Here is a 13,456-nt window from a genome sequence, read left to right as displayed (position 1 = left end):
CAACAATTTATCCTGAATCCAAAATATTAGTAAAACACGTCGTAAATAGACATACCATTTTTTTTGACTTCAGAGCGGCACTAGCTTTTAGTTTTTAACGTCTAAACTCTGTTTCAGCATGACAGGGAGATTTTATATGAAAAAAACATATTAATTTCTTAGGTAAAAATCTTATGGCTAATAATTATAAAGTCTTTGTAAAATTTATTGCTTATAGGCGCAAGAGTTTATCAATATTTTTTGATACATCTTCTAAGATAGCAATTATTATAATTGTGTAAAATCTACATAGAATAGTCTCCATTCTGAATTACACGAGTATTACATCAAATATCTTTCTCACACATTAAGTCTTCCAAGTTCTCTGATAGGAAGGGGTGAAGTTACTCAGTGTATATACTACTTTTTCCAGTCTAAAGCTAACAAAAGCATTATAATTCCTGATTTTGGGGTACAGGAATGAGATAATTTCAACCGATAAACAAAAGATTACCTCAAATTAAACTTATGAACTTGTAAAAATCTAGGCTAAGTTGCAAACTGCTTGATTTTAACTTGATGAAATCATACCACGTTGATTTGATTAGGAAAATAATGTTGATGCAAATATCTGCATAATGAACACTGCTATCTAGCTATAAATGAATACTGGTCTTCCTGAAGCGAAACCATGACTATTCAATATTGGCTTCACAAATCGAGAAACAGCAGCACTGATTTTTACTATTTTGTCGAGTCAATATTTATTGCAAGTTTTTTAGAGCATGAATAAACTAATTCCAGCCATCAGAGTCAAAAATCTCAGCTTTTATTGTGACACCCAAAAAATACTTGAAGGGGTGTCTATAGATATTTACCAGAGCAAGGTAACTGCTATTATTGGCCCTAGTGGTTGTGGAAAATCTACCTTTATTAAATGCCTCAATCGCATGAATGAATTAGAGACAGAAGTGCGAATTGAAGGTAGAGTTGAATTTTATAATCAAAATATTTATGAGCGTCGAGTTAACGTGAATCGGCTACGCCGACAAGTGAGCATCGTACATCCTAAGCCAAATCTTTTTCCAATGAGTGTTTATGATAATGTTGCTTATGGAGTAAAAATAGTTGGATGGCGACCAAAAGTAGAAATAGACGGTATTGTAGAATCTGCACTCAAAGATGCTGATCTTTGGGATGAGGTGAAACATAAAATACATAAATCAGCGTTAGACCTTTCTGGCGGTCAACAACAGAGACTCTGTATTGCTCGTGCTTTAGCAGTTAAACCGAAAGTCTTGTTGATGGATGAACCTTGTTTTGGTCTTGACCCCATAGCTAGTATGAAGGTAGAAAGCTTAATTCAAAGTTTACGGCTTCGTTCTGAATTGACAATAGTCATAGTTAGCCATAATTTATCCCAAGTTAGTCGCATATCAGATTTCACGGCATTTTTCCACAGTAATGAAAATCGAATTGGTCAATTAGTGGAATTCGGTCTTACCAAGAAAATCTTTAATAGCCCTCATGATTCTCGCACTCGTGATTATGTTTTAGCCCGTCTAGGATAATACAATTTGGGAGTTAGAATTTTGGCTCTTTGACTTATTCTCACCTTGGCAAGAACCTATTACTCAATTCAACTTTCGCTCTTCACTAGAATCTCGTTGTTTAAGCAAAGCAAATCAACAATTAATTAAAGAATTTCATCGAATTACTACTGCCATATCCTTGGAATCTCCTAGTATCCCAGTATCTTTTAACTCCAAATTTTATATTCTTCGTCCACCAGTCGAGGAAAGAATTTATGCAGAAATAGCTAAACCAGGAGGTATTATTCGCATCAAAGCATCCAAGAAGATGGGAAAAACTTCGCTGATTCTTAGGGTCATAACACAAGCTACCAAACAAGGCGATCGCTACACTCCTGCGTGTGAGTTATATCGTCTGTATTTCCGCAATCAAATTATTACTGAGAGTTGAAACAATAGATGATGAGGGAGAGTAATCTTTCATAAATTGACTAATCTCCCCCATTGTATAGGTTGTTTCTTTTCTCACCTGACTATGGATTACAGGGAAAACAAAAAAAGAATTTGTCTATTGTTATCAACTGACAGTAGATATGGAAGCACCAAGCCACCCAGCAAAGTTTTCTTGCTGTGTGGCATTGGGATTATGTATCGCCAGTAGCTGATACTTGCTAGGGCGTGGTGTTCCTAGAGTTACTGTATAGGTACGCAGTTCATCTTGGTGAAAAACTGTTACCTGGATAGTATCATTTGGTTGATAATCTTTGAGGCGATCGCTCAATTGATGGGCTGTGATTTTGATGCCAGAAATGGCTAGCAACTCATCACCTGCGTCAATTCCTGCCAGTTGAGCAGGTGAACCAGCCTCGACAAACTTAATCATCTCCCGGCCATTTTCCGTGTTTACCTTCACTCCCAAATAAGGTTCTTCCTCTCTCTCTGTTACCAAATGCAACCCAAAAGGCTCTAAGTACTTATTGAAGGGCAATTCTTCTGTGCCATCGATATAGCGTGCAAAGAAATCCGTCAAATCAACTCCAGCTACCGATTCAATTACCGCCTGTAACTGTTCTGGAGTATAGCCAATTTCGGCTTGTCCGAATTTTTGCCACATTTGGCGCATCACATCATCTAGCGATCGCTGATTCCGATACCGCTCTCTAATCAGCAAATCTAGCAACAAAGATACCATTTCTCCCTTCAAATAGTAGGAGACTTGAGAATTGCCAGTATTTGTATCTGGACGATAGAGTTTAATCCAAGCATCGAAACTCGACTCAGAAAGTGGTTGCACTTTCCGTCCTGGTGTTGTAAGTAACCTACTTATCTCCTTACCCCAATAATTTAAAAAAGTCTTGGCATCATAAATGCCTGCTCGTAAAGGAATCAGCAGGTCGTAATAACTAGTAGTTCCCTCGCAGAACCACAAAGAAGGTGTGTAATTTTCTTGGTCATAGTTAAACACCTCTAATGCTTGAGGACGAATTCGCTTGACATTCCACAAGTGGAAAAACTCGTGTGCCACTAATTGGATAAAGCGTTCATACTTATCTTGAGAGCGAAATCCAAAACGCTGATAAATCAAAGAACAGCTATTTTTATGCTCCAAACCTCCGTAAGCTTGGGCAAATAAATGCAGCAAAAAGACGTATCGCTCATAAGGCAATCCGCCAAACATCTGCGCTTCTACTTGGATAATTTTTTGAGTATCGCTAATCAGCTGCTGTACTTGACAATTTCCTTGCCCCCAGATTGCCAATTCATGAGGCTTTCCTAACACATCAAAGTGATATAACTGGTGTTCCCCAATCTCAAAAGGGCTATCTACAAGGGTATCAAAGTCAGCAGCATAGAAAGTATGAGATTGCTCACCAATTGTGGGTAAGGGAGTAGTTACCCGCCATTGGGGGCTGGGAGGTACAATAGTAACGCAAATAGGTAGATTTTCCCATCCTGGTAGTCTGAAAAACAATGCTGCCCCATTGAAATAGCCGTGGGTAGCATCCAAATGATTTGTCCGCACTGATAGTTCGTTTGCAAAAATGCGATAGCGCACCGTTACTTCTGATACATCACCTTTATTGATTTGCCAGTGGTTTTTACTGATTTTCCGCCAAGGTAAAACTTTATCTCCTGCAAAAGCAGTGAAATCTTGTAAATTTTTGGCGTACTCGCGCACCAAATATGATCCTGGTGTCCACACCGGCATTCTTAAGTCAAGAATTGGTGATGAATAGTTTACAATTTGCAAACTCACCTCAAATAGATGCGTCTCTGGTTGGGGCATTGCCACCAGGTAATTAATTGTCGGCACGGTGTCCTGAACGCCAATATCGATACGAGGTGCTGTCGCTTCAGTCATCTGTTGTTAAGAGTGATAAGTTCTGAGTCAAAAGTCAATCCATACATAGTTAATAGTTAATAGTTACTGGTCAATAGTCAATAGTTAAGCAATGCAGACTCAGTATTTAGAGGCTCATTAATACTAGTGACTATGACATAAGCAACATCACTCAGTCTACTAAAAGACAACTCTAAAAATCTTGTTATTTCTAGGTTGTCCTGTTTGAGCGCAGACTTGCCATAGCATCAAAAATACATTTATCAGAGGTTATTTATCAAGTAAACATGACATTCAATCATGTTACGTTAAACTTCGTTAACGCATACTAAAAATTTAATATTTACGTAATAATTCAGTAGCTAGGAGTCAGAATACTTGCTTCTCGTCTCTAGTCCCTAGACCCTCTTTCATATTTGGTACTGTATGAAATTCACCAGGACTAATTTTTTCTACTATGGTAGTCCGCTTTGATTTCTAGCTTTTATTTCTAAAAGTACTGGCTAAGATAGGAAAGGGGAAATCGGGAATGGAGGAATAAAAAAGAAGGTTTTTGGAGTTGTACTAAATTTTTAAGCGCCAGCACAGGCTACGCCAACAAAAATCAATTAGGAGTAGTATGGTACTCTGTCAATTTTGAATTGATGCCCATATCAAATCGTATTCAGAACTAAAGCCCTTATTACGAAACATCAAAACTAGTACGACAGACCAAATTTTCATTAAATCTTTCCTGCTAAATTTAGCAATTGCTTGAAGTTGATGAGATAAATAATATCATTAACACTGTCAATTTTTATCCATCCTTTATCATGCAATTTCTCCATAATTTTTGTGGTTTCTTCCACACTAATTTCTGTAACTTCTGCTAAATCCTTAAAAGGAATATTAAAAATTTCCTTGCCTTGGTCTGATTTCTGACCATAGCTTTCGCCTAAACTAACTAAGGTATGAGCTAATTTAACAGCAGGTGGTGAAGAACGGATTTGTAAGCGTTGGTTAATTTGTCGTAATCGCCGCACCATTAGTTGCAGCATTCTATGATGTAGTTGTGGATCTTTAAATAGAATTTGAATAAAACGTTCCCTGGAAATACTGAGTAATTTGACTGGGGAAAGAGCAATTACATCTGTTGACCGAGGAGATTCATCTAAAATAGCCATTTCTCCAAAAAAATCACCCCTCCCTAAAATTGCCAAGGCTACAGAATCATCTCCACAGGTACGTCGGACTTTCACCCAGCCAGACACAACAAAATAAACTGCATTACCCCAGGCATCTTCCATTAAAACGGCTCTGCCAGTAGGATACTCGTGTTCAATTGCAACGTTGAGTAGCCATTCTAATGTTTGTGGATTGGCTGTACTCAATAAGGGAAAAATTTCACTAAAAACCTCAGTTTGCATGAAATATCTACTAAAAGTGAATTTGCTAGTTGAAAATTAAGCTGTCAAGTAAAAGTTTTACAGCCAAGATATGGCGATAAATTTAGAAAAAATTTGGTAATAATTCAGAATGATGACAAAACAAGTAGCTATAGTAATCTTGTTTTTTAAACATCAAACTTGGCTATGAAAGTTTTCTTTATTCTGGCTTATGGATTTCTCTAAAAAATATTGACAGATTTCACCAAAACCTCTGTAAAAGATAGTCTGGCTTATCATTACAACATAACAATTATGGTAAAAATCGAAATCAGAAGTTTTACTGACAGCACTATGATTTACTTTTTTTTGTTCACTGATTATTTGCCGTCAGTATTTTAACTTGTTGGTCTAAGTTTTCCACTAGTCGAGTGAGCATAGACAAAGCCTCAGATTGCTCAGATTTGAGGTGAGGATTCAGCAGTAAGCGTTGCTGTAGTTCATGCAACTTATAGCTGAGTTGTTGAGAAATACCTATGACATCTCGGCTAAGACGATCTAACTGTTGTTGTTGATAAAATTTTAAAGCAGCTCCCCTGAGTACTTGCAATGTAGCCTCTTCGCCATTTATTCCGGGCATTACACGTATGCGTAATAATAAACGGCTGTTTTGGTATTGGCATTCTTTCTCTATCTGTTGTGGTTCTGCAAGTGTGCTAAGAGGAAGTGCAGCAAAACGCTTCAATTCGTTAAGTACTCCTTGGAAAACAGAGAGAGGTAAATTTTCTAATACAGACTGCAAGACTCCATTATCACTCCAGATGATTCTTCCTTGATATGGCTGTCTTTCCAAATATAAGCGACCAATTCCCCCACCTAAAACTCGTCCCAGCAATTCTTCCAACAATTTTCTAGAGGGTAAATTGACAAGTGCTTCAATCGGGCTGAATAGTTCTGGAGCTTGCATTTGTAAAACCGTGACATCACTCAGCAGAACTGTTGGCACTTCTTGTGTTGTACTGACTTCCGAAAGATTTTTGGCAGTTTGAGAATAATTCTGAGAATGGGACAGTGGAGAAACGTCTATTTGTGGCTCGGAATATTTATGTGACTGCTGTACTTCTGATGATGGGGTTGTGGAGTGATGTAGGTAGGATGCAGTATTTATACTCTTTGCTAAATTAATCTCTGTTGCTGGCTGTTCTGCTGGTTTGACTTCTAAGTGAGATGTGTTCTTATAGCTAAGGTAGGCTGAAAGTATGGTGCAGTGGATTTCAGTGGTAATTTCTTGAGTCTCTATTGTGCCTTTAATATAGGACATAATGCGATTTACATAATCTAATGCTCCGCTATCTTCTGGATTAACCATACCTAGCGATAACCTATTATTTTGTAATCTCAAGGGCAAAATCTGGTGATATAGGCAAGCTTCAAAGGACAAGAGACTGTCAATTAGCTCGAATATTTGCTCACGTTCGGACTCTTGCTCCCAATTAATTGGAGTTGTGTTGAGCAATTGTTGTCTATTTGCTCCGGTATCAGCTGGTTTGCCCTCTGAAGACCACATAGGTTTGCTTATTTGATGTTTCTTTATATTCTATTTTGCTCTTAGGCACTTGGCAGTAAATAAATATACTGAGTTAAAGGAATAATCGTCAAGTTCACTATTGAAAAAGTAATGTGTGCTGAGTAAAAACTTACTAACCTCAGAGCCTTTAGTCTTTTTTCTTGGTTTTAGTGTATTTATTTTTTGGTTGATTTCTAGCCAGTTGTAGTGAAGCGGTGATTCAGTGCGGAGATTTTACTTTTTATCTATGTAGAGTTAATCTACAGCACTGAATCAACAACTGGCGATAGGGTGGGCGTCCTAAGGGCTATTGTCGGTAACATTTATCCCTTAGTTGAAGTTCTACTGTCCCGTTACCCTCTTGATATCTCATTTAAACTGCATCAGCACCGCCTTGGTTGCCAAAATGCCACAAAAATTTTGTTTGAGTGAGGTTGACTAAAATTGGTATTATTCAATACCAATTTGAAAAAAGAATGTGGCAGATAAACGCTCCCAAAACTTTGTTATGCCTAGCTTTCTTAATTTTGAATTGGTATGGTGAATACCTTGAGAGAGTCATCTATGTGCAGAACTTATTAAGTTTGGTATGAAATTATTCATTAATAACTTAGTACTCTTAATTATGTTTTATTAGACACTATGCACAATGAATGATTTTTGACTATGGTCAGTTCATAAACTGGCACTTATTAAAGGCTTATTTTTATCTGAAAAAAGATATTCTTAATTAGTGCAAGGAGTGATACCTCTTTACTTAAATGTTTGTTACAAGCAATCGCTGCAATGCTTTTCCTGAAAGGAGATTGCAGATTTTAACTGTTACGTCAGAAAAGTAATTTGGTATAAACTTACACGATAAGCGCCCAGGAGCAAAACTATGAGCGCTTTTTCGTGTATCGTAGTATACGGTAATTTTAATATTTAATTATTGTTATATAAAAAATAGTTATATAAATAATCAAAGTCCTCACCAAAGAGAATCTGGTGAGGATGAAGATTCTGATCACGTAGTAATACCCATAAATTAGCTCTAGGGTTAAGGTTATGGGAAGATGGTGAGAATTTCCGCTTTCAAAACAAACAAAAATTTTTGTCCCTATACTCTTTCTTAGCCCAATCCCAGTTCTCGTTTAAGCAAGTTAATCGAATTTGTGCCGATGTAATTTTCCACTTTAATTAGTTTTGGTGGGCGAATAATATCTTCGGAGGCTGCTTGCACTGCTGCTTGTACAGTTGCATAACAGGCTTGGTCGGTGATAATCACTTCAGCCCGCTTGACGATCGCCTGCATTTTATAAGTATCCTTTGGTTGGGCAGTCATCACCAATAAATCATCACCCCGCAATCCGTGAAGGATGACTTCTGCTTGGCGACCAACTCCTGAACTGAGGCTGACTATCCCTACACAGTTATCTTTGGCTAAATTTTTCAGCAAGTTGATTTCTTTGTTGTAGTCATAGATATCCAGAGGAATTACACGGATGGCTTTAGGAGCAGCGATCGCCTCCACATCATTGATAAAATAGCGACTGGTGACGACAGTTGCCGAGGTAGTTTTATCTAGTACGGACGCTAACTCATCTATCGCTACTATCTGCACGGGTATTTCTAGCTCTTCTTCTAATTCATAAGCCATTAATTCCCCAACACCCATATCTTGAGCAGGCGCTGCTACCAACACCCGCGCACTACAACGCAAGCGCCAGTCAATTTCTGCTAAAAATATCTCCCGTGCTTGGCTGAGTGAATAGTCTTGACTTAGCAGTTCATCAAGTGCTTGCTGCAAAACTTTTGATGCTTCAGGATGTTGTGTGAGAATTGGCGATTGTAGCCTACTACCACCTTCATGACCTTGAGCGCGGACGTAAATCCCTGAACCAGCCAAACTTTCGACAAAACCGTCTTCCTCTAGCTGACGGTAGACTTTACTAATAGTATTACGGTGTAAACCCGTTTGCATTGCCAAAGCCCTTGTGCTTGGCAATTTGTATGCGGGTGGATATTGCCGAGAAGCGATCGCAAACCGGAGTTGGTTGAACAGTTGGGTTGATGCGGGAATTTCACTATCTGGCTGAATACGGAATTGAATCATCATCCAACCTCTTGAATGCTTGCACCTACAATTACGAACTAAAAATTAGTAATTATATTGACTATTGGTAGTTGAAAATTTGATAGAAGTAGCCTAGTTATATCAAATAATCAGAAAGATTCACCATACAACACAGGTAAAAATTATCATGACTGAGCCAGCATTAGTCACGGAAACGGTGACACTTTCGCAAGATGACCTGCAAATTGCTGCTTACTTAGCACAACCACAAGCACTCGGTTCTTACCCAGGAATTGTGGTTTTACAGGAGATTTTTGGAGTTAACGAGCATATTCGGGATGTGACCGAACGAATTGCCAAATTGGGGTATGTGGCGATCGCTCCTGCATTATTTCAGCGCCAAGCACCAGGTTTTGAAACTGGATACACAGCTGAAGCTATTGAAATTGGCAGAGGCTATGCGATGCAAACCACAGCATCAGAATTACTGAGCGATATTCAATCAGCCATTGATTATCTCAAAACTCTGCCCCAAGTAAAAAAAGATGGCTTTGGTTGTATTGGCTTCTGCTTCGGCGGTCATGTGACTTATCTTGCTGCCACTCTACCAGATATCAAAGCGGCTGCATCTTTTTACGGTGCGGGAATTGCTACTCGCACCTTTGGCGGTGGAAATCCTACCATTAGCCTTACACCACAAATCAAAGGCACACTCTATGGTTTTTTTGGTACGGAAGATGCCAGTATCCCTCAAGACCAAGTAGAGCAAATCGAGAAGGAGTTAGAAAACTACAACATTTCTCATCGTGTGTTCCGCTACGATGGAGCTGACCACGGATTTTTCTGTGACCGTCGTGCCAGTTATAATCCTCAAGCAGCAGCTGATGCTTGGGAACAAGTGCAGCAGTTATTTAAGACTGTGTTAGCAACTTAGGTTACAGACTCTCAATTTTCACACCACCGCTTTTGTTAATTACAAATTATCAACTCCGTTGGTCTCAAATCAAATAACAACAATTCAATTTCAATAGTCATGAATTCCGAATCGAAACTTTCTCAAACAGCCAATTCGTCTTTTACAATGGACGACTTCGCCAAAGCACTAGAAAATCACGACTACCAGTTTCAAAAAGGGCAAATTGTCTACGGCAAAGTGTTCCAACTTGACCCTGATGGCGCTTACGTTGATATTGGTGGCAAGTCGTCAGCTTATATTCCCCGCGATGAGGCTTCTTTGAGAGCAGTTAACGATTTATCGGAAGTGCTGCCGTTGCAGGAGGAACTTGAGTTTTTGATTATCCGTGAGCAGGATGCAGAAGGTCAAGTAACTCTTTCTCGACGGCAGTTAGAAATTCAGCATATCTGGGAAAAATTAGCACAAATGAAGGAAAATTCCCAGACTGTGGATGTACGGGTGACGGGTGTAAATAAAGGTGGTGTCACCGTTGATTATCAAACTTTGCGGGGATTTATTCCGCGATCGCACTTGACAGAGCGTGATAATTTAGAATCACTTAAGGGTCATACTTTAACGGCTGGCTTTTTAGACGTAGACCGCAACACTAAAAAACTAGTCCTTTCCCAACGTTTGGTAACTCGTTCTAGCAACTTCAGCCAGTTAGAAATTGGTCAGTTAATAGAAGGTAAAGTGACTGGGATTAAACCTTTTGGTGTGTTTGTCGATTTAAATGGTCTCAGTGCCTTACTACATATTAAGCAAGTCAGTCAAAAATTCATCGAGTCTCTAGAGAAAGTCTTTCAAATTGGTCAAATAATTAAAGCGGTAGTTATTGACTTAGATGAAGGTAAAGGTCGAGTTGCTATCTCTACTAGAGCTTTAGAAAACTTCCCTGGCGAAGTGTTAGAAAATTTCGAGGAAGTCATGTCCTCTGCCGAAGCACGCGCTCACCGAGCCGCTAATAAACTCAATGAATAAGTTGTAAACTTTTCTTTGTGTCTCTGTGGTTAATGTTCACCACAGGGACATTAAATTAACGTGCGCCTCCCTTGGAGACTCTAGTTAATTTAAGGATAATTTTTCTTGGCGATAGTGTCTGCGGAGTTCTGCCAAAGTTTCTTCACTAAAGACAAATCTAATTATCCCTACTAATTCACCCCAACTGTGTAACACAGACTCGGAAGGAGCTTGCCAAAACTCCCTAATAAAAAATTCTTCCCACCATTCTGGTGCTTGCTTGCGGTGAGCTTGGTCGTGTTGCTTGCGCCAACGCCTACGCCATTTAATAAAGTCTAATGTGGTTGGTGGTCGTACTCCCACAGTCGGGGGAAAATCAGCATAACTGACAAATGTACTTACGCCTTTGGCGTGGACGTAAACTACATATCGCCAGCATTCTACTGTGTAGATATCATCAAACCCAATACGGAACATCAAACAAATTGCTTCTTCTGTGACAAATCGTGCCAAGGGATGAGGAGTTAACGATTTGTGAACAATTTTTGATGGACGGATGACAATTGCTTTTGGGTTGAGTAATGATACCATAAAAGATAATCCTGATAAGAAAAAAGATAATCCTCGTAAGGAAAGATAATTTCTCCGAAAAAAGGTGAATCTCGCTTTTTACGGGATGTGTATTTTAACACGTGCGATGGGCTATGCCCCGCAGTAAGCGATCGCTCTCTCAGTTTCCTAGGCCGGGGGGCGATAGTTTTATATGATACAATTATTTGGCGACTGATACAAGTCACGAATTGAGTAAATTATGGGAATGATTCGCCTTAAGATTCGAGAGTATGCGGCCCAGAGAGGTTGGACGTTGAAGGAAGTATCTGACCGTTCTGGTGTAGTTTACAGCACTCTGAGAACCTATGCGCGATCGCCTGGATTGGCGACTGTAGATTTTACCGCCATTCAGAAGTTAGCCCGGACTTTTGAGGTGATGATTGAGGAGTTGGTTGAGGTAGTGCAGGAATAGTTTATAGTTGCAATCAAGTAGGCGATCGCTATTATTTTGTATGTCTTTTATTGATGAAATTAATCATGTCAATGTCTTGATCATAGGAGCTAGCCAAGGCATCGGCTTAGGTTTTGTCAAAAAATTGCTACAAGATGACAGAATCGCCAAAATTTACGCCACCTATCGCCGATTAGATTCAGCATCAGATTTAGTAGTATTGCAAGATGAATATTCCCGGCGATTAACTTGTATATCACTGAATATTACTGATGAGTTACAGATTGCTGAAGTCTTGCAACAGATAAGCAATGAAACTAATAAATTACATTTGGTCATCAACTGTGTAGGACTCCTACATGATGGAAATATACAACCAGAAAAAAGTTTGAGACAAATTAATTCAGAAAATTTACTGCGTTACTTTCAAGTCAACAGTATAGGCGCTATTCTCCTAGCTAAACACCTTTTGCCTTTGTTTCGACATGATGATAAGAGTGTTTTTGCTAATATCTCTGCTAAATTAGGCAGTATAGGCGACAATCAGCTTGGTGGTTGGTATGGCTATCGCGCCTCTAAAGCTGCGCTGAATATGTTTATGCGGAATGTCGCTATTGAATATAGTAGAAGTTGTCCTAAAACTACAGTAGTGACTTTACATCCTGGGACAACAGATACACGTCTTTCTCGTCCCTTTCAAAAAAATGTATCTGCGGAGAAATTATTTTCAGTGGAACGCACTGTTAGCCAATTATTGGCTGTTATTGAACAACTCCAAGACGGTGATAGTGGCCAGTTTTTCTCCTGGGACGGAAGTCAGTTACCTTGGTAACTAAAGCTCATGAGAGTCTATAAACTAGGAAAAAAGTTTTCTCCAGTTCCGCTAGAATCTCTTAAACTACACGAAAAAGTAAATTGTCCAGTAAATTCATCAAAATAAGACCTACAATCCCCAGATTGACTACGAAAGTTTTGATTTGGGGATACTTCTCCTAAATTAACCCGAATTCTAGCACTACCCTTGTCAATACGAATTTGAGTCAGATTCTTGTCAGTATTATTGGTGATGGAAAGATTAACGCCACCAATTATGTTAGCTTGTGTTTCTAAAGTTAATTCAGGGATTTGATGTGACATAATTATCAGCTTTACTGATTTAAATTAGGTAGATGGCTATCCTCATTCCCTCAATTATATAGGTGGCCAAGTTATAAATCCAATTGTGTCTATTTTTATTAAAAATCACAATTGGCTATTCACTAACAGTTAATACCAGAACTTCTTGCGGTAGCCACCGTAGCCAAAAGACCCGCCAGAAAACGAGTTATAAGAGCCACTATGTCCTGAAAAGCCACCTCCAGAAAAGGAATTATACCCAGAAGATTTACCCCAAAAACCTCCTTGGATAGATGACATTTCCTCGGGAAATAGTTCATTAAGAAAGCTCTCAAAATCACAAAGCAAATCATAACCTGTTAGATATAGTGTATCGATTGTGATGTTAGCCATGAATTAAACTCCTTAAGTTTACAAAGATTAAACTGGGAATTATGTTTAACCTAATTCTGATATTTCCAAGTTGTATCAAATAAATCAAGGTGTTCTTAATAAATAATTAGACATAATTCATTAATTATGGTCTATGTGGAAATCCGATTTGATTATTGAAAAAATCTCAGTATCTGTAGAGTGGGTATTG

Annotated in this window: 13 protein-coding genes; 6 read left to right on the top strand and 7 right to left on the bottom strand. The window is 38.7% G+C overall.

All coding sequences use genetic code 11. From position 1 onward, the window contains the following. Positions 1 to 764: 764 nt before the first annotated feature. A complete protein-coding gene (locus H6G18_RS02490) occupies positions 765 to 1,550 on the top strand; it encodes a phosphate ABC transporter ATP-binding protein (RefSeq protein ID WP_190405503.1) in 786 nt (261 codons plus the stop codon). Between the two features lie 160 nt (positions 1,551 to 1,710). Continuing rightward, positions 1,711 to 1,962 (top strand): AAA-like domain-containing protein, encoded by a 252-nt coding sequence (locus H6G18_RS02485; RefSeq protein WP_242040154.1) that lies wholly within the window; start codon positions 1,711 to 1,713, stop codon positions 1,960 to 1,962. 126 nt (positions 1,963 to 2,088) lie between these two features. Here H6G18_RS02485 and H6G18_RS02480 read toward each other — a convergent pair whose 3' ends face one another. The 4 genes from H6G18_RS02480 to H6G18_RS02465 form a co-directional block, all read right to left on the bottom strand. Beyond that, the gene (locus H6G18_RS02480; RefSeq protein ID WP_190405502.1) at positions 2,089 to 3,873 is read right to left on the bottom strand and encodes a M61 family metallopeptidase; all 1,785 of its coding nucleotides are present in this window, start codon (positions 3,871 to 3,873) and stop codon (positions 2,089 to 2,091) included. Between the two features lie 701 nt (positions 3,874 to 4,574). After that, positions 4,575 to 5,258 carry a Crp/Fnr family transcriptional regulator gene (locus H6G18_RS02475; RefSeq protein WP_190405501.1) on the bottom strand — a complete coding sequence of 228 codons (684 nt, stop codon included), beginning with the start codon at positions 5,256 to 5,258 and terminating at the stop codon, positions 4,575 to 4,577. A gap of 331 nt (positions 5,259 to 5,589) precedes the next feature. Then, positions 5,590 to 6,783 (bottom strand): GspE/PulE/PilB domain-containing protein, encoded by a 1,194-nt coding sequence (locus H6G18_RS02470; RefSeq protein ID WP_190405500.1) that lies wholly within the window; start codon positions 6,781 to 6,783, stop codon positions 5,590 to 5,592. 1,111 nt (positions 6,784 to 7,894) lie between these two features. Next, a complete protein-coding gene (locus H6G18_RS02465; RefSeq protein ID WP_190405635.1) occupies positions 7,895 to 8,878 on the bottom strand; it encodes a GntR family transcriptional regulator in 984 nt (327 codons plus the stop codon). A 148-nt stretch (positions 8,879 to 9,026) separates the two neighbouring features. On the opposite strand from H6G18_RS02465, the gene H6G18_RS02460 reads away from it, so the two are divergent. Both H6G18_RS02460 and H6G18_RS02455 read left to right on the top strand, forming a co-directional pair. Beyond that, a complete protein-coding gene (locus H6G18_RS02460; protein WP_190405499.1) occupies positions 9,027 to 9,773 on the top strand; it encodes a dienelactone hydrolase family protein in 747 nt (248 codons plus the stop codon). Between the two features lie 99 nt (positions 9,774 to 9,872). Further along, the gene (locus H6G18_RS02455) at positions 9,873 to 10,775 is read left to right on the top strand and encodes a S1 RNA-binding domain-containing protein (protein WP_190405498.1); all 903 of its coding nucleotides are present in this window, start codon (positions 9,873 to 9,875) and stop codon (positions 10,773 to 10,775) included. Positions 10,776 to 10,859: 84 nt separating this feature from the next. Here H6G18_RS02455 and H6G18_RS02450 read toward each other — a convergent pair whose 3' ends face one another. Further along, entirely contained in the window at positions 10,860 to 11,345 is a 486-nt protein-coding gene (locus tag H6G18_RS02450; protein ID WP_190405497.1) for a hypothetical protein, read from the bottom strand. A gap of 220 nt (positions 11,346 to 11,565) precedes the next feature. On the opposite strand from H6G18_RS02450, the gene H6G18_RS02445 reads away from it, so the two are divergent. Both H6G18_RS02445 and H6G18_RS02440 read left to right on the top strand, forming a co-directional pair. Beyond that, positions 11,566 to 11,778: a helix-turn-helix domain-containing protein gene (locus tag H6G18_RS02445; RefSeq protein WP_010995593.1), complete on the top strand. Its 213-nt coding sequence runs from the start codon at positions 11,566 to 11,568 to the stop codon at positions 11,776 to 11,778. Positions 11,779 to 11,818: 40 nt separating this feature from the next. Beyond that, complete coding sequence (locus H6G18_RS02440) at positions 11,819 to 12,589, top strand: SDR family NAD(P)-dependent oxidoreductase (protein ID WP_190405496.1); 771 nt, start codon at positions 11,819 to 11,821, stop codon at positions 12,587 to 12,589. A gap of 17 nt (positions 12,590 to 12,606) precedes the next feature. Here H6G18_RS02440 and H6G18_RS02435 read toward each other — a convergent pair whose 3' ends face one another. Further along, the gene (locus tag H6G18_RS02435) at positions 12,607 to 12,894 is read right to left on the bottom strand and encodes a hypothetical protein (RefSeq protein WP_190405495.1); all 288 of its coding nucleotides are present in this window, start codon (positions 12,892 to 12,894) and stop codon (positions 12,607 to 12,609) included. Positions 12,895 to 13,023: 129 nt separating this feature from the next. Then, entirely contained in the window at positions 13,024 to 13,266 is a 243-nt protein-coding gene (locus tag H6G18_RS02430) for a hypothetical protein (RefSeq protein WP_190405494.1), read from the bottom strand. Positions 13,267 to 13,456 lie beyond the last annotated feature (190 nt).

The sequence above is a fragment of the Anabaena subtropica FACHB-260 genome (assembly GCF_014697105.1).
Lineage (GTDB): Bacteria > Cyanobacteriota > Cyanobacteriia > Cyanobacteriales > Nostocaceae > Trichormus > Trichormus subtropicus.
The sequence above is the reverse complement of the archived record's forward strand: the minus strand, read 5'-3'. Positions and strand labels throughout refer to the sequence as shown.